Annotated in this window: 12 protein-coding genes and 1 pseudogene; 5 read left to right on the top strand and 8 right to left on the bottom strand. The window is 68.7% G+C overall.

Going from position 1 to position 22,158, the window contains the following annotated elements:
• Positions 1–253: 253 nt before the first annotated feature.
• Positions 254–1,282 (bottom strand): TniQ family protein, encoded by a 1,029-nt coding sequence (locus ACIBAE_RS16565; RefSeq protein WP_399285551.1) that lies wholly within the window; start codon positions 1,280–1,282, stop codon positions 254–256.
• A 168-nt stretch (positions 1,283–1,450) separates the two neighbouring features.
• Here ACIBAE_RS16565 and ACIBAE_RS16570 point away from each other — a divergent pair, with 168 nt between their 5' ends.
• The gene (locus ACIBAE_RS16570) at positions 1,451–3,787 is read left to right on the top strand and encodes a Helicase associated domain protein (RefSeq protein ID WP_399285525.1); all 2,337 of its coding nucleotides are present in this window, start codon (positions 1,451–1,453) and stop codon (positions 3,785–3,787) included.
• A gap of 610 nt (positions 3,788–4,397) precedes the next feature.
• Complete coding sequence (locus ACIBAE_RS16575) at positions 4,398–5,012, top strand: hypothetical protein (RefSeq protein ID WP_399285526.1); 615 nt, start codon at positions 4,398–4,400, stop codon at positions 5,010–5,012.
• On the opposite strand, the gene ACIBAE_RS16580 is transcribed toward ACIBAE_RS16575, so the two are convergent.
• Both ACIBAE_RS16580 and ACIBAE_RS16585 read right to left on the bottom strand, forming a co-directional pair.
• Positions 4,997–6,130: a hypothetical protein gene (locus tag ACIBAE_RS16580; protein WP_399285527.1), complete on the bottom strand. Its 1,134-nt coding sequence runs from the start codon at positions 6,128–6,130 to the stop codon at positions 4,997–4,999. The two genes, ACIBAE_RS16575 and ACIBAE_RS16580, sit on opposite strands and share 16 nt — an antisense overlap.
• A gap of 100 nt (positions 6,131–6,230) precedes the next feature.
• Entirely contained in the window at positions 6,231–7,340 is a 1,110-nt protein-coding gene (locus ACIBAE_RS16585) for an ImmA/IrrE family metallo-endopeptidase (protein WP_399285528.1), read from the bottom strand.
• Between the two features lie 1,772 nt (positions 7,341–9,112).
• On the opposite strand from ACIBAE_RS16585, the pseudogene ACIBAE_RS16590 reads away from it, so the two are divergent.
• From ACIBAE_RS16590 to ACIBAE_RS16600, 3 genes and pseudogenes are all read left to right on the top strand, one after another.
• A pseudogene (locus tag ACIBAE_RS16590) lies at positions 9,113–9,377 on the top strand (helix-turn-helix transcriptional regulator).
• Between the two features lie 165 nt (positions 9,378–9,542).
• Positions 9,543–10,388 carry a DUF6083 domain-containing protein gene (locus ACIBAE_RS16595; protein ID WP_399285529.1) on the top strand — a complete coding sequence of 282 codons (846 nt, stop codon included), beginning with the start codon at positions 9,543–9,545 and terminating at the stop codon, positions 10,386–10,388.
• 16 nt (positions 10,389–10,404) lie between these two features.
• Complete coding sequence (locus ACIBAE_RS16600) at positions 10,405–11,871, top strand: UvrD-helicase domain-containing protein (RefSeq protein WP_399285530.1); 1,467 nt, start codon at positions 10,405–10,407, stop codon at positions 11,869–11,871.
• A 590-nt stretch (positions 11,872–12,461) separates the two neighbouring features.
• On the opposite strand, the gene ACIBAE_RS16605 is transcribed toward ACIBAE_RS16600, so the two are convergent.
• From ACIBAE_RS16605 to ACIBAE_RS16625, 5 genes are all read right to left on the bottom strand, one after another.
• Complete coding sequence (locus ACIBAE_RS16605; protein ID WP_399285531.1) at positions 12,462–12,653, bottom strand: hypothetical protein; 192 nt, start codon at positions 12,651–12,653, stop codon at positions 12,462–12,464.
• A 359-nt stretch (positions 12,654–13,012) separates the two neighbouring features.
• Entirely contained in the window at positions 13,013–13,735 is a 723-nt protein-coding gene (locus ACIBAE_RS16610; RefSeq protein ID WP_399285532.1) for a hypothetical protein, read from the bottom strand.
• A 481-nt stretch (positions 13,736–14,216) separates the two neighbouring features.
• Positions 14,217–17,441 carry an SNF2-related protein gene (locus ACIBAE_RS16615; protein WP_399285533.1) on the bottom strand — a complete coding sequence of 1,075 codons (3,225 nt, stop codon included), beginning with the start codon at positions 17,439–17,441 and terminating at the stop codon, positions 14,217–14,219.
• Positions 17,438–19,012, bottom strand: a complete 1,575-nt coding sequence (locus ACIBAE_RS16620) for a DUF262 domain-containing protein (protein ID WP_399285534.1) — start codon at positions 19,010–19,012, stop codon at positions 17,438–17,440. The genes ACIBAE_RS16615 and ACIBAE_RS16620 overlap by 4 nt, the downstream gene beginning before the upstream one ends.
• Before the next feature lie 181 nt (positions 19,013–19,193).
• On the bottom strand, positions 19,194–21,659 hold the full coding sequence (locus ACIBAE_RS16625) for a Helicase associated domain protein (RefSeq protein WP_399285535.1): 2,466 nt from the start codon (positions 21,657–21,659) through the stop codon (positions 19,194–19,196).
• Positions 21,660–22,158 lie beyond the last annotated feature (499 nt).

Here is a 22,158-nt window from a genome sequence, read left to right on the forward strand (position 1 = left end):
CGTCCGGAAGGCTGCCGGGCGTCACCTCTCACCTGCCGGCGGCTCCGGCGGCCAAGGCGGACATGACGCCACCCTCACCACGGCCGGCTCGCAGCACGGCGACAGCCGCGGCCAGCGTGACGTCTCGGCATCAGGCATCCCGACGCCCGGCAGAAGTGAAGCCGGCCTACCGATCGGGACGGGAAACGGCCCCGTGATGTGGTGCGCCATTCCCCACTCCAAGTCCCGGAGGCATCCACCGAACTGACGTCGACTAGACGACATACGAACCGAGGTGCCACGGAAGACAGGACCGCTGGAACACGCCTCCCGACTGCTCGGCGGCGCGGCGATGACCGACGGACAGCGTCAGCTGCCCACTTCGCGCACCCTTCCCCCGAGCCTCGGCACGCTCTGCGCTGTGCAGGGTCAGCCACTCCAGCAACGGCACCCGGCAGGCATCCCACTCCAGAGCCCAGGAGTCCACGAGCGGCTTCACCTCGGCCTCCAGCCAGTACTGCCGATCGCGCACGCCGCGGCGCCCCTCCCGCTCGAAGACGACCATCGCCCGAGCCAGAGCCACCGCCTCCGGGTACGTCACCAGCGGAATCCCCCGCATCTCGCGTGCTTCCAGACCCACCCCCCACGCCCGCTGGATCCACACCAGCGCCTCAGGCATGTACATCCACCACTGCGCCACCACCTGGAAAGCGTCCGCGAACAAGCCGCCCGCGCCCGCCCCCAGACGCCGCTCCAGACGCAGCCGCTGCCGATGCGCAGACAACACCTCGGGCACCGCCCCCAGCCGAATCACCGGCGGATTCTCCCCGCCCGCATCATCCGTCCACCGTCCGTGCTCCACACACAGCCACCAACTGTCCGGCCACATGAACCAGGCGCCCTCCCGGATACCGCGCCGCGCCGCGCACAGATCACAGATCCGCAGCACCTGCCCCTCCTTCGGGCTCCACCGCCACCGCCATACCGCCGCCTCGTCATCCGGCTCCAGGAACCGGTCACCGAGGCTGGGCAGCGCCCACCGGAGTTCCTCCGCGGGCCGGCCCGCCAGCACCGACAGGTACTCACGGCCTGCACGGTTCACATACATCTCGGTCATATGGGGCTTCACCGTCGAGCGGGTGCCCTGTCCGACCCGCTCCAGGAAGTCCTGCAGCTCCAGGCCGTTGGCGTGAGCCAGCCGGTTCACGAACGAACCTGTCGATTCACGAGCAAGATGCCGTACCCGCAGGGGAAGCGGCCGGTGCGGACCGAACAAGCCCGGAACATCCCACACCCAGACCATCCCCTTTCGTGTGCGGCCCTCCCCGACACCATCGCCGGACTCAAACACACCATTCAAGACCCGCGTCACTCGTTCGGGTGAACCACCGGACAAAGCACGGCAAGCCCACGAAGCCCTCTTCCACCCTGCTGATCAAGGGACTTCGTACACGCGGCCCATGGAGGAACCGTGGCCACACTGACAGACAACGGACTACGGACCCACCTGCGTGGCCACCAAGAGATCGCCCGGAACAGCTGTGCAAGCAACTTCGCCGCCGGCACCCCCCGTGTCACTGTCACCATGGCCACCGGCGCCGGCAAGACCCTGGTCGGGGTGAACGCCGCCCAGGACGCCGCACCCGACGGCAGCGCCCTGGTAGTGATGCCGACACTGAAACTGATCGAGCAGACCGCGGCTGCCTGGTACCGCGAGGGACGCCCTGGACGCTACGTCGGCTTCTGCTCACGCGACGAGCCCGAGGATCCCGCTCTCAACGGCGTTCTCACCATGATCAGCAGTGCTTCTGTCCTGGCCGAACAGGCAGCCCGCGCCGGCGGTTCGATCAACGTGTTCTGCACCTACCAGTCGCTGAAGAAAATCGCTGCGGCACACCGTACTTTTCACCTGCCGCGCTGGGACGTCCTCATCGCGGACGAGGCGCACCGTTCAGCAGGCAGCCTCGAAAAGACGTGGGGCCTCGTCCACGACAACGACGCGTTGCCCGCCCGCCACCGTCTCTACATGACAGCGACGCCGCGGGTCTTCGACCAAGAAGCGGTGGACAGCGGCTTGGTGCCACAACCACTCTGCGAGATCGCCTCCATGGACGACCTCCGCCTCTACGGCCCCGTCGTCTATCGCATCTCCCTGGCCGAAGCGATCGACCAAGGGCTCCTGGCCGACTACCGCATCGTCGCGATCGAGATCCGCGACGAAGACCTCCGCCGCGTCCTGAACCGCCACACCAATCTCGCCCCAGGATCCGAAGGAATGCGCGTGGCAGCTGCGCAAGCAGCCCTCCTCAGCGCCCAGCACGCCTACGACCTGCGGCGCACCCTGACCTTCCACTCACGTGTCGCAGCAGCCGCGATGTTCGCCGACACCCTGGCCGAGACCAACACGTTCATGCCCTCCCACACGCGTGCTCCGCTCCAGACCGGCACAGTCAACGCCCGGCAGAGCCGCTTCGAGCGGCATGAGGCGTTCTCCGCCTTCGCCTCGACGCCCCTCAACACCGCACCTTCCAACACGGCCCCGCGGCGATCCGTACTGACCAGCTGCCGCACCTGCTCAGAAGGCGTCGACATCCCCGCCATCGACTCCGTGCTGTTCGCCGACCCCAAGACCAGCTCTGTCGAGATCGTCCAGGCCGTCGGCCGCGCCCTGCGCCAGACCCCCGGCGACGGCAAGATCTCCACGATCATCATTCCCGTGTACATCGCCCCAGGCCAGGACATCGGCGACGCCACACGCAAGACGCCCTACCATCTGCTGCACCAAGTCATGATCGCGCTCAGCGTCTACGACGAACACACATTCCACCGCGTGGAATACGCCCGCCTCACACCCGAACCCGAAGTACTCAAACCCGTCGCCAGGCCCGAACGCGCCGACGAGATCATCCCCCTGCTCGGCCTGAAAGCCGCCAACCCGCCCAACCAGATCTGGGAGTCAGGCTTCCAAAGAGCCGCACGCTTCCATCAAGAACACGGCCACATCGACATACCCAGCCGCTACCTGGGCCCCGACCGCTTCTACCTCGGCTGGTGGATCGGCCAACAGCGCTCCATGCGACTCAACAGCATGCTGCTCCCGGAACGCGTCGAGGCACTGAACGCTCTGGGCATGCTCTGGCAGCACCCGCCCGACAGCATCGAGCGCAGGCTCCAGATCGCCCGCGACTACACCGCCCACCACGGACACCTCGCACCGCGCGCCGACGAACACCACGGCGGTATGGCCATCGGACGCTGGGTCGCCGACTGCCGCCGGCAAGTACGCGAGCGCACCCTGCCCCACTGCTACCAGCGAGCCCTCACGGAGATCTACCCCTGGTGGAACTCCTGCTGGCACGGTGCGTGGAAATGGCACCGCACCTACGCGCGCGCCCTGGCCCTCGCCCGCCGCGGAGGCCTCGCCTTCCCCGACCTCAAGCCCGACAGCGACGACTCGACCCTCACCCGGTGGCTGGACGCTCAGATCGACGACCTGCCCCGCCTTGTCCCCGACCAGCACAATCTTCTCGGGGCCCTCCCCCTCACCCACCCCTTGGCGCTCCTTCTCCGCCGCCCCCGCGGCGCCTCCCAGTGGGCCTTCGCCAAAGGCCTCCGTGCCGCGCGAGCCTTCTGGCGTCGCCACCAGCACCTCAATGTCCCCTTTGAGTATGTCTGCCGCGACGGGCACCCCATCGCTCTCGGCAAGTGGATCGCCGACAAGCGTTCCAACCCCCAACGGCTGACCCGAGAACAGCTCGACGCCCTCGAAGCCCTGGACATGCGGTGGAACCCACGAGCCGCTTCCTGACGGGCCTTTGCACGCTCGCCGCCAGGAGCTTCGCTGCCTGGCGAGAGCCCGGCGCCGCCAGCGCTGGCCCAGAGTATGTCTGACGATCCGATTACTGACTTTGAGGTGGCACAAGGCGGCGCCCGTCGGTGCCGATAAGTCTCCGCCCGCTGAAAGTCCCGAGCTGGAGCAGGAGTCTCACCGGCGACGGATTCTTCCGCCTGCTTGACGTGTACAGCATAATTAATGAATCATGAATCATGCCTCACGAGCAGATGCGTCGTGCCTCCGCGAAGCTGTTCGGCAATCGCTATCGTGCCGAGCTGATGTGGGCGTTGGTGCACGCAGGTACTCAAGGGGTTTGTATGGGGGATCTTGCCCTTCGGCACGGGGTGCAACCTGGCGTCTACAGGTCTTCGATGAGGGCACTGATGTCTCTAGGACTGGTGGAGAGCGTCCCCGCGGTGGCTGGCGAGAGGCGTCGCTGGCATCGGATCACGGCGCAGTCCACGCTGTGGCCGTTGCTTCGGCCGGTGTTGGACAGTTTGGCAGAGCAGGAGTCACCCGCTCAGGTTCAGTAGACGGGATGCCTCCACAGGCATGGGAATCGCAATAGGGCAGGGTGGGGTCTATGGCAGTCGTCGCGGGCAGCGCAGTGGGCAGTTCGGTCAGAGCCGCTTCGGGCGCACTGGTCCACCCCGACGGCCACGCGAAGAAGCTCTCCTTGCTCGGCTCCGACGCCCTGGTCTTCTATCGCTTCGACTCCACTGAGCACACCCGACGGCAGCGCGCCGGAATAGATGCCCTCACCGGTATAGGGCCGCTGGAAACGCTGCTGACTCTTCCTGTGGACCTGCCCGTGCCCCTGGACTCTCTCAGCGCGGGGGACAGGGCTGCCGTACGTAGACTCCCGGCCGGCTCGGCCGACCGTGACCGGTATGAAGTCACCCGCCACGCGGTGCGCCCTCTGCACGTGGACCTGGCTGTGGTGATCGCGGAGCAGCCGAGGCGGGGCTTGGAGGCGGCCACTCGCTTCGCCCCGTTCTGCAGCCGCGCGGTTCTGCTGCGGCGTCCGGCTCTTCGGATGGACGATTTCCTGAACGAGGCGTCGTTCTACGGGGTGGGGGTTCTGCTCGACTCACCCTCCGGCATCGAGATGGTGCTGCACCCCCGCGCCTACCGGCCGAAGCGCCACACGGCCGCGGCCTGGAATTTCACCGAGGAGCTGTATCAGCTGGTGCGCTGACCTGCCGGGACCGAACTACCCAGGGGAACGACATCGGGTACGAGTACCGCCCACCGCTTGAGCTGCGCGTCGGGCTTGAAGGTGCCCTTCTGGTCGATGGATGCGTTGAGGATGGGATAGTGCTCGACCGCGGTGCGGCACAGCTCGTGCCACCGCATCTGCCGGTCGAAGCCGTGTGCAGCCCCCATGAGCATGTGCAGCCACGTGCCCATAGTCGCGACGTTGTGTGCCGCAGCCCGACGCTGGTGCTCCCCGTGCATGCTGGTGAACCGGTCCAGTCCCTCGCCGTCACAGACCCGGCAGTTGCACGGCGGGCCGTCCGCCGCGGCAAATGCCTTGGCGATCTTCGAACCGAGGAAGAAACCCATCAGCTCAGGGAAGAGCACGTGAGGGGCGGCCACCACCCCTCTCGTGGACTGGACCGGCTGACCGGGCGGGACGATGTGCCGCAGTGAACCGGTCGTTCCGAACGAGCCGAAGGATGCCCCGTGAGCGAGGGCACCGAAGACCGCGAGGTCGGTACGCATCAAAGCGGCGCCGGGCACCGACGCCAGCACTCGGCGAAGGTTGCTGACTGCCTGTGGGAAACGCCCGAGCGGATCCATCTGGCCGCCCAGCATGAGGGCTTTGGGGCCCCTGATCAGGTTGAGCGCCCCGATGAGCTGGCGCACGCTGTCGTCGTCCTGCAGCCACCCGACGTCGACGGGCGCGGCGAAGATGACAGAGGGATCGTCCAGAGCCTCGACCTGCCGTGTAGCGGTCAGTAACGCAGCGGAGTCCTCCGCCTGGATATAACCGGTCGGAGTGATCGGTGCTGTGACACCCGCAGCGCGCTGCCTGTTCAACGACACCCGCAGCGGGTCGTCGAACTGCGGGTCTCCGAAGGAAAACCCCTCGTCCTCGGTCCGCGGGAACGGCGCCTCCTCTGTGGCGACGTGCGACGTGTAGACCTCGGGATCAACGAGCAGCGGCGCGGTGAACTCCTCCTTCCGCAGCTCCATCGCCTTACTGACTGCCCCGTCGCCGCACAGCACCAGACCCCCGCGGTCCGTGTCGATGTGGTCGCGGACCTGCCAGAGGCGGGACTTGGAGACGTGCAGCAGCAGCCGGCCGTCCAAAGGACCAGGAGGGCGGAGTGCCGCCCCGGCGGGCTGGTCAGACGAGTCGCTCCCCGTGCGGGGCAGCGGGAGATCAGAGGGGGAAGTGCCGGTCATGTCGTCACCTTCGAGGAGGGTTTACGGACAGCAGGCGGTTGCCTTCGCGGTAGAGACGCATGAAATCCCCGGGGAGCAAATGAGCGTGTGAGGCCGCTTGCTCAGTGGTGAAGGTGCGCTCTTCCAGCAGCCTGTCGACGAGCATCGGCACGCGACAGGGCTCTTCGAGGGGAACGTGCACCGGCTCCGCAGTGCGATATCCCAGGGCCGACATTTCGATGATAACCGTGCGGTACTGCCAGTCGGTGATGGCGTTCAACGCCAGAGCCCGGCGCAGCAGAGCGCTCATGGAAACCCGCCAGCCACGCTTGAGACTGGCCAGTTTGGCGATGTCGACGCCGTCGGCGAACTCCTTGCGGATGTCGCTTGCGGGCATCAGGAACTCGGAAGCAAAGGCGTCGGCCTGTTTCTCCTGTTCCGGACCGGATCCTGGTTCACGGTGCAGTACGAGATGGCCGATCTCGTGGGCCACGCTGAACCGGCAACGGTCCCCGGGTGCGCGGCGATTGACGAGGAACAGTGGGGCCTGGCCGACAGCCCACTGGCTGACCGCGTCCAGCCGGTCGCTCTCAAGATCCCGCAGGACGATCAGAGCCCCGGCTTCTTCGGCGGCGCCTACGACATCGGACACTGGCCCGGCCGGCAATCCCCACCGCTTGCGCACCGTGCGGGCGGCATCCTTCGGCGTGATCAGGTCGCTCAGCTCGACCTGAGGGAAATCCGCTTGCACGCTCTCTTCCGCGGCCGCGCTGTGCAGGCCGTTGAGCTGGATCCGCGTCAGAGCGAGCTGCGCGTGGATCCGGCGCAGTACCCCCACCGGCAGTGAGGCCCGCTTGCGGTGGTGGATCAGCCCGACCCCGACCCCATGCACCTGCGGGTCCAGGCACAGCAGATCCGGCGGACAGGACAAGGCGGCGGCATACAACTCCAGTCGTTCACCGGAAACTGCCAGACGCCCCGACTCGGCCTTACTCACGTACCCCTGGGACACCGCAGTGCCCATGTCCCCAGAAGCTGCAGCCATGGCGGCAGCCACGTCAGCCTGGGTCATGCTGCGGGACTCGCGGACAAGCGCGAGCATCGCAGGCTCTGCACGCGAATCCTCGGCCACCATCCATCACCCCCTATCACGCCTCGGAATCCTACCATCAATTATTCCTGGAGTGATTCGGAGACCGGTGGTTGCCAAGCCCAAGTCGCCTGCCCCTCGACGCTGCTGCGGCGACGTCACGCCGCGCCACCAACGACTTCCGGACGCCGAGAGCATGCACGAGTACACCCACCTCACCCACCTCGAAGGCTTGCACCGGAGGTACTTCACGCCCTGCTGCACGCGTGCGGATGCCCGAGTGACCAGTGGCCGCTGTGGCATCACACGCGGACCCGCTTGAAACTGGCACAGCTCGTTGCCCCCCCAGGAGGAGCGCATGTCGAAGATCAGGATGCTGCACGCCGATCCCGTCCTCCGGGCTGCGGTCGTCTACTCAGTGGTCCTCGCCGTGGTCCTGGGGCAACTCATCTTTATCGTTGCCTTCCTGTGGAAGTGAGGCGACGGGGCCGTACGGCAGCCGAACATCCGCCGCACGACAGGATGCGCGCCGAACATCACCGGCTGCTCGAGCTCTTCAAGCTCATCGCCGGCAACCGGTCGCTCCGCGGCTGAAGGTACTCAGAGGTGGGCGAGGGCCCATGCCAGCCCGGTTGGAGTGCAGTCCGCACTCCAGGATCTGAGGAACCCGGCGGAGGTGAGCAGATCGAGTGCCGGGGGCAAGCTCTGCGGGCGAAGTCCGCAGAGAGCCGAGAGTCGCGCAGGTCCGATGTGGCTGTCTTGGTCCTGGGCGGTACCGGTTGATGTGCAGGTTCGGAGGACGAGGGCCGTCAGGCGAACGTCCGCGTCGAGCTGACGGACCATGCCTGGCCGGGAGTTGCGCAGGGCCCAGTCGGCTGCCTGGAGCCGCCGATGCCGGCTCCCCGGCTGGAGGAGCACGGCGGGATCCAGGAGGCGCGCTGCCGCAGTGGGGAACGTCTGGTGGCCGAGGGTGGGCAAGTGATGGAGCCAGTGGGCTTGTTCGAGGTCCTGCCAGGGTGAGGGGTCGTTGTGCAGGCGCATGCCGCGTAGAAACCCTGCGGGCAACCGGACGATGCCGCTGCTGTTCGTCCGTAGCACGCACTGCACGGCGAGCAGCCGGGCTGCGGCACCAGTCTCCTGGGGTAGGGCGGTGGCCAGGTAGCAGAGCGTTTCCAGTACGCGGACTCGCCGACCGCTGCCTGGCCACCGTCCTTGCGCCGCACTGCCCGGCATGCCCGGCAGCTCCGTCGGCGGTGTGGTGAGAACGCTATCGGGCACGACCGCCGCTCCCGCGGTCGCCCTCGCGCATGCCGCACACGCGTCGGCGAGGCGCCAGAGGCGTCCGTTGCGCTCGCGGGTGAGGACGAGAAGGACGGGTCCCGCACACCCGCGGTGCCGCGGGTGCCAGCGGCAGCCCCGTTCGTGGCACTGGCAGGTCCTCAGGTATGGCGGCAAGGGCTTCGCGCGTGCGTGGCGGGCGAGGTGAGCCAGCGCCGAGGATCTCGAGGCCGCTCCCGGCAGCGGCCGGGCGTCCGGTGCGCACTGCCGGCAGAGGAGGACCGGCCCACCGTGCTCGGGGCGCAGTTCTACGGTCCAGGTGCGTCGCACCGTCGCCATGGGGGTGGTGCACAGCCTCATGCGCGCGTGTTCGTCCTGTCTGAACTCGATCCGGCCCCGACCCGGGCCCGCGGGGCGGGGGAGTGGTGATGGCGGCACACCGTAGTGCAGACCTCTGCCCCCTCGTCCGGCCCAGCACCCGCACAAATAGGGCAGAGGTCTGCACTGACAGGCAGGGGTCTGCACCTTCGGATGGGAAGGTGATGATCTTCCCGCCCGACCCGAACCACGACGAGCTACGCCTGGAACTCGCGCGCCTGCGGGCCGACCGCGGATGGACCTACGACAACCTCGCCGAGTGCAGCGGCCTGTCACGGCGCACCCTCATCGAAATCGAGCAGGGCCGCACCATCGGATCCCTCGGCACCTGGCACGCCCTCGCCCACGCCCTGGACGCCCCGCTCGACAAACTCTTCGCCACCCCTGTGCACCGGCCACACCCCACCCGGAACAAAGACCGACTGACCACTACGGCCACCGACAGACCCCCGCACAGATCACCCTCACCGGCACCGAAAACCGACACACCACCCGCTGATCGAACCCGCGTAGCCATGAAAGAGGCCGTCCGGGGGACACCGGCGGCCGCGATACCCCCCACACGGCGCGCCGCCTGGCACCTTCGCGCCCATGCCCCGCACCCCCGAAACATCCCACCGCCACTGGGACGGCACCCGCACCCGCCGCACCCGCCGCACCGGCTCACTGGGCATCACCCCCAGCAGCCCCACCCGCCTGCTGCGCACCGGCCAACGCGGCCTCTGCCAGGCATGCGGCAACCCCGCCGACTGGTACGACCGCCCCGGCCACCAGCCCATCAGCCTCCACCCCCACGAACTACCCACCCTCGCCGTGCCCGCGCCTTACCGCTGGCACGTCAGCTCCGGCATCGCCCACCCCCAAGGCGACGACACCCCCTGGTGCCGCATCCCCCACCCGCTCCTGTGCGCCAGCCAGGGCGCGCCGGTGCCGACCACCCCTCACCTCACCGAGCTCCGACGCCACCTCGCGCTGCGCACCCGCCGCCTCATCGACACCGGCGCCTTCATCCCACCCGCGCCGCAGCCCACCACCCCCAGACACCCGGCTGCGGCCTGCCGGCCCGCACGGCCCATCGTGCAACTCCTCCACGGCCGCTACCTCGCCTCACACCCCGTCGAGGACATCCGATGCGTCGCCCGCACCCGCGAACGCCACCGCTGCCCCCTCCCCGTCCTCAACCCCACCACCCCCGGCACCTGGACCCTCCAGCCGGCCGGCCCCACCACAGGCCAGCGCACCCTGCCCGACACGCTCCTCGCGCTCTACGACCTCAGCCACCTGCCGTACACCGAACAACTCCGCTGGCGCGCCCAGCGCTGCCCCAGCCACGCCGCCGCGCGCACCGTCGCAGACCTGGCCCGCGCGGAATGGGAGCCGCTCGACCCGCTCCGCCACCACCAGCACATCGCCACCCGCCTCCCCGCCGCCCGCTGACCACCGGAGTGACAAGGTGCAGAACCCCACCCCCGAACAGGCAGCCGCAGCCGAGGCCTTCCATGCCGGCGAGCACCTGACCCTCCAAGCCGGCGCCGGTACGGGGAAGACCACGACCCTCGCCTACCTCGCCCACGGCACCGGGCGCCGCGGCCGCTACCTCGCCTACAACAAGACCATCGTCCGCGACGCGGCCGCCCGCTTCCCCCGCACCGTCCAGTGCTCCACCGCCCACGCCCTCGCCTACGCTGCCCTCGGGCACCGCTACCGCACCCGCCTCAACAGCCCACGCCAACCAGGCTGGAAAACCGGCCACGCCCTCGGCATCACCAAACCGGTGCACTTCGGCGAACGCGACCTCTCACCCCGCGCCCAGTCCTACGCCACCCTGCGCACCGTGAGCCGCTTCTGCCACTCGGCCGACCCCGCCCTCGCGCCCCACCACGTTCCACGACTACGTGGCCTCGAAGCCCCCGACCTACGCAGCCAACTCGCCCTGACCATTCTGCCGTTCGCGCGTAAGGCCTGGGCCGACCTCCAGACCTACGACCAGGGCGTCGTCCGCTTCGAACACGACCACTACCTCAAGATCTGGGCACTGACCAACCCCAAGATCAACACCGACTTCCTCCTCCTCGACGAAGCCCAGGACACCAACCCCGTTGTCGAGCAGATCTACACCGCCCAGCGCGCCCACGCCCAACTCGTCATGGTCGGAGACTCCGCCCAGGCCATCTACCAATGGCGAGGCGCCAAAGACGTCATGACCGGCTTCAACGGAACCTCCCTGCACCTCTCGAAATCCTTCCGCTTCGGCCCACGTCTCGCCACCGAAGCAAACCGATGGCTCACCATCGCCTCCGCACCACTGCGCCTCACCGGCTCCGAGAGCATCTCCACCGACCTCGCGCCCGTGAGAGACCCGGACGCGGTCCTGTGCCGCACCAACGTCGGCGCCATGGCCGCCGTCATGGAACTGCTCGAAGAGGGCCGCCGCGTCGCACTCGTCGGAGGCGGCGGCAGCCTCCGCGCCCTGGCCCTTGCCGCAGGGGATCTCAAAGCCGGGCGTCGCACCGCCCACCCCGAACTCATCCTGTTCACCACGTGGGGAGACCTGCAGGACTACGCCGAACGCGACCCGGCCGGCGGTGACCTGATGCCGCTGGTCAACCTCGTCGACAAGCACGGCACCCCCACCATCCTGACCGCCCTCGACCAGCTCGCCGACGAAACGCGCGCCGAAGTGACCGTCTCCACCGCCCACAAGGCCAAAGGCCGGGAATGGCAACGGGTCAAGATCGCCGACGACTTCACCCCACCCAAGGACCTGGAGGAGACCGACGCCGCCGGCCGCCCGCTGCCGGGCCCCATCGCGGACGACGAAGCACGACTGGCCTACGTCGCCGTAACCCGAGCCCGCCACTGCCTCGACCTCGGCGGACTCTCCTGGATCAACCAACACCCCGACGGATGTTCCGGCTGATCCTGTAAAGCTCCACTCACCAGGCGGCGAATCCCGCGCCCTCTGACCAGGCTGCGCTTTCGCTGAGAGCCCAGGGCGTTCAAGCGGGGGTGATGAGGATCTTTGAAAACGGCCAGGGCTACTCGTCGCCCCACTCGCTCCGGCGTTCAACTGAGTGGGGAGTCTTCAGGAAGACCTGGCCGCCTCGGTTCAGGTCGCTATGCGGGGAGCCTGCTCGTTCACGCGGCCCTCCCACGCCCCGACGCAGTGGGCGAGGTCCTCTGAGAGGTAGACGTGAAACCGGCGTGGCGGGTCGGTGACCGTAGCCAGGTACACCCGTGCGTCTCCTACATCGTGGAGCCCATCTACGGCCTGAGCCAGGCTCTCCAGCCGGCCCGGATCAGATCCTCCCGTCTCCACCAACATGTCCAGCCGGGCGCACCAGATCGCCCACAACGAGTGGGCCGAGGCCGAATTCGAAGAGACCTCCCACCGCGCGCCCGACAGAAGAGCAGCCAAGGCCGCGGGCCCGCTGATGGAGCCATTCCGGACCAGAGCGGACCTCAACGCCTCGAACGTCAAATCCGCACCCTCTGGTTTGTCCTTGCTTCTCAGAACCCGTCGCCCCATCCGAAGGTGACGTTATACGCGCGCTGGAGTGCGTGTCGGCCGTGGTCCCCGTCGGCGTAGGCCCATGCGAGGGCTGCGGAGAACCAGAGCAGAAAGACTCCGCCGACGATGCCCAGAGCGACCAGCTTCCCGTTCCAGCTGAGGAGGACCAGGGCGATGGTCACGAGGGCCACACCGAGGTGCGCTCCCCGCGAGTCGAGCGACGCAGCCGTGCGTGCCTCTCTGCGTTGGGCCCGCTCTGCGGCGAAGCGCTCATCTCGAACAGACTGCGGTTCGTTCTCGTCGAAGTTCAACTCATCCCCCTGGCGCTGACGCTACATGGGCCCCGGTCCACGTCAGCAGAGGATATGGATCAGGTACTCAGCGAGCGTGGCGCGACCCCTCCCTTGTGGCGTCGGTCCGCAGGTCAGGTGACGTGTGGGCGCGCCACCTAGTGGTGAGAACTCTGCTGCATGTCCGGAGGGTTGGAGACAGCCCGGGGATCCGGGACGGGACGAACTCCTCTGCGCCCGTGTGGTTTTCACGTTCCTGGTCAGCCGAAGAAAGCCGCGCCCGCCATGGCCAGCGGGAGCTGGATGGCTTGCAGAGTGCCGTCGGCGGCGGCTTCGCGGAGTCGTCTGTGCTCCGTGACACTGTCGGGGTCCGAGATGCGTAGTCCCACCAGCCCCATGTACAGGGTGCACTGACGCTGCGCCCTGACAGCGGCTAGCCAGCTGGGGGAGGTTCGGATGGTGCCCTCGTAGAAGGGGCCGTCGGGGCTGATGACGAGGAGTTCGTCGGTGTTGCCGTCGGGCTGGCCGGGGGCGCGGTACCGGAGATTGCCCCTGTATCCGGGCAGGACGGGCGCAACGTCAGCGAGGCTGGTGACGGATGCGAATCCCTCCTGGCTGAGGTACCTCTTGTGGGCGTCGAACCACACACCGCTGCCATCCTGCCCGGACATAGGAGTGCTCAACTCACCGACCAGTACCGGGCGATGGTTCCCGTTGTGCCTGAGCAGGAGTGCCGACATGTGCATCTGGTCCACAGGCTGGAGTTCGCCTTGACCCTGGGTGACGGTCGACCGCATGCAGGCGGCGTGCCCGAAGTACACGGCGACACTGTTGCCACCCACCAGGGCTGAGACGTTGACGTCGTCCTGAGGGGTGAGGAAGCTCTGGCATTTGACGCACTGGGCGTGCGCGGCGGTGCGGTGCAGTGCTGGCTGCTCGCCGATGACATCGCGCACCTCGCGGCTCATGTTCAAGGATCCCACGGCGTTCCTCCTCGGAGGGGAGTGCGGTCTTTTGAACACCCCCTGCCTCTGCGGTCCGCGCTCTGCAGACCTGTCCTGCCAGCGTGGCAACCGTGGCGAACCCTTTGTGTTCCCAGACGCTGCTTCCCCCGAACGAGTGACGGGGTCCTTGACAGAACCGGCCTTGATTCCGGCGTTCAAGGCGCGGTGCGGTGACGGGCACTCGGTGGCTCGGGTCGCCTTCGCGTCCGGGGCGTAGTCGGCCGACGGGCCGGGGCAGCCCGCGGTGCCGTAGGACGCTGACAGTCCTGCTTCGGCGCTGACCCATCGCGGGGTTGTTCGTCTTCTCGGGCCCCGGTGCCCGAGAAGAGGCCGTGCCGCTCCGGACGGCGGCCGAGGAACAGCTCCAGCAAGGGGGCCTGGTCCGCGCAGATCGCGCGCCGCAGGTTCCTCCCGCTCTCTCCCGGTCTGTGTTCGGGCGATTCGCCTCAGGGGGAGGGGCTCAGAGGGAGGTGGTGTGGGGGTCGGCTGGTGTGTCGCGGTTGGGCAGGAGCATCCAGGTGAGCAGGTGGATGCGGTGCTTGGCGAGGTCGTCGGGGATGGCGTGTGCGTGGGCGACCTGGTTACGGGCGTAGTCGAGGAGGTCCCAGACCAGTTGGAGTTCGGCCGGCGCGACGTCGGGTTGGGGTGCGGCGGGCACGGGCTGTTGGGTGTCTGTGTCGAGCAGGGGGGTGAGGTCGAGGTGTGCCTGGCCCAGGCACCGGGCCGCGTCCAGGGTGATCGCTTCGTACCGGGGGTGGCCGTACACCCGGGCGAACGCGGTGGTGGCCGGCCGGCCGGGGAGTTGTGTGAGGGAGAAGCAGTAGACGACGCCGGGGACCGCGAAGTGGCCGGGGTGGATGGCTCCGGACCACAGGGGGAGGTGGTCGATCGCTTCTTTGAGTGGGGGCTGGCGCAGGGCGCGGGCGAGCCAGATGCGCTGGTACTCCGCCAGGGGGAGGCGCCCGCGGCGGGTCGGGGGCCGGTCGAGGTGGTCGAGGAGCTCCACGAAGTTGCGGGGCTCGACGGGTGCTCCGGGGAACAGTTCGCTGGGGGTTCCCACGCACGCGGCGGCGATCCGGGTCTTGGCCATGAGCCGGTCCATGAGCCGAAGGACGAGGTCGAGACCGGTGTCGGGGAGCACGGTGTAGGAGGTGATCTGCGCATGCGGGGAGCCGAGACGGTCGATGCGGCCCAGCCGCTGCTCGAGGATCTTGGGGTTCCAGGGCAGGTCGTAGTGGATGAGGTGAGCGGCCTGTTGGAGGTTGACGCCTTCGGCGAGCATGTCGGTACTCAGGAGCAGGTCGTAGAGGTCTTCGGGGATCTCTTCGCCGATCTCGCTGCTGAGGTCTGCGGCGGTGAGCGGGGCGAAGTGCCCGAGCGCCGAGGCGATGTGCGCCTTGGAGGGGATCTGAGGGCCGCCGAGGTTGGCGATCCGGCCGTGGAAGGCTTGCAGGCCGCCCTCGGTGAGGCCGGCGGCGGCCCGGAGCCGGTTGCCGAGGTCGGTGGTGGTCACCCGGGCGCTCGCGAACAGGACGGTCTTGGGGGAGCCGGTGTTCTCGGCGATGCGGGCGAGGAGCTGGCGGATGACCCCCGGCTTGGGATCGTGCGTGACGGCTGCGCCGGCTGCGGCCGCCAGGTTCTCCAGGATGCCCAGGTCGTGCTGGAGGTCCGTGCGCATCCGGCGGGTGTCGAAGAGGCCGGCGGGGTGGTAGCGGAAGTCCCGGTCGGCGGCGCGGGTCTCCTCGCGGCTGGGACGTTCCCCTCCCAGGTACCGGTCGATGAGGGTGTTGTAGTTCAGGTCCTCTTCGTCGGACGTGTCGCCGGCGGGGCCGTCCAGGAAGACGAGGAGGTCCTGCCTGAGGCGCTGGGGGACGTGGACGCGTACCTTTCCCTGGCCCAGTTCCTCCAGGGCGGTGCGTGTGCGCGCGGCCATGCGCGACGCGGTGGCGGCGAAGGCGGCGACGGAGGACTCGATGCGTTTGAGCAGGCACATCCGCAACAGCCCCGTCAGCAGAGGCAGCCACGCGGGATCCTCGGCGTCTTCCAGCCGGTAGGAGTCGCTCTTGTAGGCGGCCAGCCGCAGCGTGCCCACCCGGGGCTCAGGCCCCCGGAGCAGGCGTAGATGCGCGGCCTGCTCCGGGGACAGGGCGTCGTCGTGGCCGACGGCGTCCAGTACGTCTCCGAACAGCTTCTTCACCGGGACGGGCAGCGCGTAGCGCACCGGGACCTGGCGCACGGCAGGGAACCGGAGCGCGCCCATGTCGCGCGGGTACTCCTGCGTGATCAGTGGGCGGGTGCGGCGTACCGTCAGCCGGTCCAGTTCACTGTGGAGCAGTCCTCTCTCCCGCTCGCCCAGCTGGTCGGCCCGCTCGCACAGCCGTTCCAGCTCGTCGAACGAGGGCCGGGAGCGTTCTTCGTCGCCACCTGGCTCCTCCTGGTACCGCGCGGCGGCGATCCGCAGCAGCTGGGTCAGGTCGCGGCCCCGGTTCTGTACAGGGGTCGCGGTGAGCATCAGGATGCCCGGCCGCACCGACTGGCGGCCGAGCAGCTCCAGCAGTGCCGACCGCCAGGTGTTGGTGTTGCGCAGGTTGTGGGCCTCGTCGAGCACGATCAGTGCGTACTGGCGCCACTGGCCTCGCCCGCGAGCCAGCCGGCCCACCCGCAGGGCCAGCTGGTGGTAACTCAGCAGATGGACGCCTTCCAGCGCCCACTCGCCCAGGCGCCGCCGCCACACGGACTGCTTGATGTGCGCCGGACACACCACCAGGACCGGCCCTTCGCCGGCCACGACACAGCGGCGGATGATCTCACCGGCCATGTAGGTCTTGCCCAGTCCCACCTCGTCCGCCAGCAGAACACCCCCGTGCCGGCCGATCACCGCCAGCGCCTTGGCCACGCCGTCGCGCTGGAAAGTCTTCAGCGGCAGCGGCGAGGGGGAGGCGTTGACCTCGTCGCCGAACCGGGCCAGCAGCATCCGCAGGTAGACCAGCTCGGGCGGATACGGGCACAGCCGCTCATCGATCAGCCCGGCCAGGTCGTAGGGCGCGCCCTGTTCCCAGAACCGGTCGACCATCAGGGACGTCGCGCGGCTCTGCCGCGCTGTCTGGGAGGCCAGGCCCAGTTCGGCGCTGGTGCGAAGGCCGGGCAGACTCAGGTTGAATGATCCCACCACGGCCCTGCAGGAGGTTTCCGTCCTGTCCGCGGCCGCTTTCGTATGAAGGAACCGGTGCTCCCACCTGCGGCATTCCACCTGCGGATGACGCAGCAACTGCCGCAGCCCATGAAGGCGCCAGGCGCTCGAGGCGCTTGTCGGCACTCCGTCGAGCTCCGCCCGCAGCGCCCGCTCGCTCTGCCCGAGCGCATAGGCCACGCCGCGGTCCCGGTCATCTCCCAGGGCCGGTTCGATCAAAGCAGCGCGCTGGGTTGGCTCGGCCCCGATCAGCAGCCGTACCCGCGCACTGGTGCCGATCACCTCGCGCAGCGCGGGCACCAGCAGCTCCAGGCCTCGGAAGCTGACGTAGCCGGCCACCAGGGTCAGGCACCGGCCGCGCCCCTTCGAGCCCTCCCGCAGCCACCGGCTCAGCAATCCGGCGACGCTGTACCCGTCCTCGTTGGCGTACAGCCCCGCCCCCTGCCAGGTCGCCTGCTCCTCACCATCGCCTGGAGCCGTGCCAGGCCCCTTCACGACGCGGGAGACAGCGGCTCGAGCCGGTCCAGGAACGTGTTGATGGTCTCGGCCACCGCGTCCGCCCGTTCCTTGGCCTGCCCTTCCACGCTCCACACCGGGCCACCGCCGGCCGGGGCCGAGAGCTGATGGGCCGCCAGCACACCAGGTGGGACATCGAGGCGCTCGAACGCCTCACGCCCCCACCCCCCACCGGCCTTGATGGCGCGGGCACTTCTCTCGGTCACCAGCGCACAGGCCGCCGCCCCAGACTCCGCCTCCTGCCACAGCGGGTGAGGTCGCATCCTCGGATCGGGGAACACCACCGAGGGGTCCGCCAGATCCACCACGGGCCCGCGCGTCTGATGGGCGCACGCCATCGCGTAGAGAGTCCCGGCAGCCCCCAGGCGTGCCCGCGTTCCGGGAGCACCGATCAGGTCCTGGGCCCGCAGCCGGGGAACCGTCCCACCTGCCTCGTGCTGCGCGATGATCTGCTGCGCCTCGGTGAAGGATTCCGCGGCCAGGATGCGCTGGCTCTCGTGGATGTTGCGTGACCAGTGCGGGCCGCCGCTGTGGTGCTGGCCGGCCGCGGCGTGCGCCAGCCACCGCCAGGTGAACGCAGAGCCGGCGGCTTGGGGGAACCGGTCGAAGAGGGCGGCGAGTACGCGGATCACGGGCGGTGACCAGAGCAGGGAGTCGTGGGTGATGCCCTGCCGGTGGAGGAAGGGGATCACCTGCCCCACCGCCGCCTCGGTGCGCTCCGCGGCGGCCCGTACGGCATTCTGCTCGGCCCAACGCCCCTGCCCGTGGCGGGCCTTGCGCGGCAGGAATCCCTGCAGGACCTGGTTCAGCTGACGACGGTCGAGCGCTACGGGGAATCCGGCTGTGCTGCCACGCTCCACCAGCTGGTCGATGTGATCGCGCTGGAGGTCCTCGTAGGCGATGCTCAGGCTGCACAGCGCCCGTTCCTCGGAGCGCAGTGTCGGATTGCGGCGGATGAAGTTCTCCGCCGCGTCCCCCCAGTCCGATGCCAGCCACTCCACCGGCAGTACGTACTGCTGCAGCCCCGTTTTCAGTTGCAGTGCCTGTTCCACCCGCGCGTCCGTGGCCGGTATCCCGGCCCCTTCGAGGAGAGAGCGGATGTCGGCGTCGGTGTCGGTCACCAGGTCCGCGAGGCGGATATAGCGCGGCCGGCCGGGAAGGTACGGACGGAACTGTGTCCGGCCGGTGGTGGTGAACCGGACCGCGACCTCCAGCCCCGGCCCGCCCACGGTCTGCCAGCGGTCCGCGGGGATCCAGTGCGGCCGGCGCCCGAACGCACCGACGTACGCGGTGCTGCGCTGCTGTCCGTCGAGGATCCACCAGCGTGGCCGTCCCTGGGACGCCTGGTAGCGGCCCGAGGCGGGCCGTTGCCCCACCGGTGGCTCCCAGATCAGCAAGGAGCCCACCCGGTACCCGCGGTACAGCGAGTCGATCAGTTTCACCGCGAACGCCGGGTGGACGGACAAGGTGCGCTGCATCGGCGGAAGATCGTAGCTTCCGTTCTCGGCTTCGTAGAGGAAGCGCCTCAGTTCTATACCGGTATCCCTCACCCCATACCTCCTTGAAATTCAAGAATGGCACCAAAAGGGACGAAAATTGTAAAGAATTGACAATATGATCCGACTGGAGTGTGACTGACCCCCCACACGAGCCACCCGCTCCCCTCCAGCCGACAACCAACGGCACCCGCCCGAACCCCAAGACGAGCCCACCAACGACCGGTTCAGCTCTCTACGCCCAGCGCATGCCGAGCGCGGACAACTCCTCGATCCGTTCGGGTCCGAGCTTCGCTTTACGTGTGCGGCTGTTCGCGATGAACACGCCCAGAGCGTGAGCGTCACCGTCGACGGTCTCGACGTGGGCCCGCGGTACCTCCAGGTGCCCTTCACGGGCCCGGTACTGGGCTGCGGCGCCCAGATTGGCGGCCCAGATCTCGGCTCGCGTACGCCGCACCACCACCGGCTCGGTCGGCCGGGGAGCCGGCTCGATGCCCAGGGCTTCCCCAACCAGCCATCGCTGGGCCGGGGCTAGGGAGTCCCATTCCTGCCTCTGCACCGCGATCCAGTGACCGATGTCCTCGCCCTGGACCAGGAGCTGCCCGGCCTCCTCCGGGAGCACGCCCCCGCCTGCCCGGTGGGCGCGGGCAAGATGGAAGCAGCGCTGCCAGCCGACCGACCACACAGGGCACCACGCGGGATCGATGGCCTCCAGCGCCTCCCGACGCTCCTTGCTCAACCCGCCCGACGCCTCACCAGGACCCCCGCTGCCGGCGCTCTGGGCCCGGCGGGCCGCGCCCCGTTGATTCTTCAGCCAGGTCCCGACGGGGTACCCCTGCCACACGGCGTCCGGAGGAGCGAGGAGGTGACCGTGCCCCGCAGCCCAGCCCCTGGCCGCGGCGAGTCCCTCCTCGAAGGCGACATCGCGGTGACTCCAGATCATGCCGAGCTCGTCGAGCTGCTGCACCCGCTCGGCATCGAGCCGCCCCCGCGCGTGAGCGCGCCGCTGCTCCGAGATCCACACCCCGAGCGGAAAGCCGTCGGGCGCCCGGTACCCGTACGGCACGCGCAGATCACCGTGGTCACCACGGTAGGCGAGGGCGGCCTGCACCCCGCGACGCCAGAACTGCGTCTCCGGCCTGAGCACCCGCAGACTGATGAACGCGGCCAGTGCAGCCGGGTCACGGGGAGTGGAGAACGTCAGCAACTCCTGCGCCGGCCCGCTGACCCCGCCCGCAGCCACCGCATCGGCACCACCAGCAACCCGCCGCCCGGCCGCCTGCGGCGCCGCCAGATGCTCCACAGCCTCGGTATCGTGCGCGCGCAGCGCGGTCAGCACCTTGACCAGCTCGCCATAGGCCCGCGAGGCAAGCATGTCGTCCGGCTCCTCGTCCCGCCCCAGGAACACCGGAACGACCAGCGAAGCAGTCTTCCCCTCACCCGGCTGCATCCGCAGCGCCCGCCCCACGGCCTGCACGATATCCACCGTCGAGCCACGCACGTCCGCGAAGACCACCGCATCACAATTCTTGGTATCGACGCCCTCACCCAGCACCCGCACCGACGCCAGCACACACCGCTCCTTCACCACCCCCTCCACCGTCACACCGGCGGCGAACTCCTCCAGCACCCGGCGCCGGTGCTGCGCCTTGTGCTCCCCGTACAGCCAGTCCGCCCACAGCACCCCAGGCTCCGGATACGTCTGCCCATCGCTCTCCCACAGCGACTTCGCCACCGCCGACAGACCACTGGCGAAAGCCTCCGCCTCACTGGTCCGGTAATGAAAGGTCAGCAACCGCTTCAACCGCTGCTCCGCAGCGGTCTTGAGCACCGCGGTCTGCAACGCGGCCAGGCGCGCGCCGCGTACCGCGTCCGTACGCGCGGCCCCGCCCACAAGCTGCACCGTCTGCAGCTGGGGATCCTCGATATCCACACAGACCACCTGGTACGGCGCGACGATGCCACGGTCGATGGCCTCGGACAGCGACAACCGGTACACCACAGGCCCGAAGACCGCCTCGTCATCCATCGACGCGACCACCTGGGCAGACTCCCGCACCACATGCCCGCCGGCCCCCGACTCCATTCCCTCCTCAGGGACCTCCCACAGCCGCGGCGTCGCCGTCATGTAAAGCCGCCTCAGCGCCGGCAGCTTCGCGTTGTCGTGCACCGCCGCCCACGGCTTACTTGCCGCACCCGACGTTCGGTGCGCCTCGTCGACCACGACCAGATCCCAACCGGCCAGCCCTTTGGCGTGTGCCCGCTCAAGCACCCCCAGGCCCAGCGACGCGTACGTGGCGAACACCGTTACCAGCTGTGGCCCCTCCAGCCACGCCACCAGCTCGTCCGCGTCAGTAGTGCACCGCAGTCCCATCGCGTCATCCCCGCGTAGCGAGCACACGCCGAACATCGCCCCGTCCCGGCCGCCCTCACGCCATGCTCTCGCCATCTGTCCCAGCAGATCGAGGCTGGGCACCAGCACCAGCACGTGCCGGGTACGGAGTACCTCGGCAACGGAGACCGCGATCAAGCTCTTGCCCGACCCGGTGGCAGCGATCACCTGAGCGCGCAGACCGCCCGCGGCCAACTCGCCGCCAGGAGTGATCTCCAAAGCCCGGGCTGTCGCATCCACCGCTTCGACTTGATGAGGCCGAAGCCGTCCATGACCCGCCACGAAACACACTGCCCTTCCGCTGCCCACCCTCGTGCAGAGGTACTAGGCTCTCACTCCAGAACTTATCCGCACTCACTTTGATGCAGCAACCGTTCACAGCCACTCTGGAAGACCCCGTAGACTTCTCACGATCTTCCCTCCCACCATGACAGCCCCGGGCGCCGACTGGGCTGAAGTCAACAGATTCACCCCATCGCGCCTGGAACCTGGGATACTCCCGCACCCCCTAACACCCAGCCAGCCGCCCGCGTCAGCGGGCCCATTGAACTTGTAGGCGAAGCCGGAAAGTTCCAGCGAGAAGCGAAGCGTATCGCTCAGGCCGCGCAGCGGCCGCAGTGTTCAGCGCGCAACGCGCGCGCAAGTCCCCGCGCAGCGGGGGGACTTCAAGGCCCGGAGGGCCGGCTCGGCGAAGCCGAGCCACAGCAGCACGCGAAGCGTGCTGCCCTTCCGGACGCGAAGCGTCCGTTTCGCCGGCGAAGCCGGCGCGCTCGGAGAGTGCGCAGCACTCTCCTACCCGCTCCGCGGG

It is taken from the genome of Streptomyces sp. NPDC051569, assembly GCF_044454085.1.
Classification (GTDB): Bacteria; Actinomycetota; Actinomycetes; order Streptomycetales; family Streptomycetaceae; genus Streptomyces.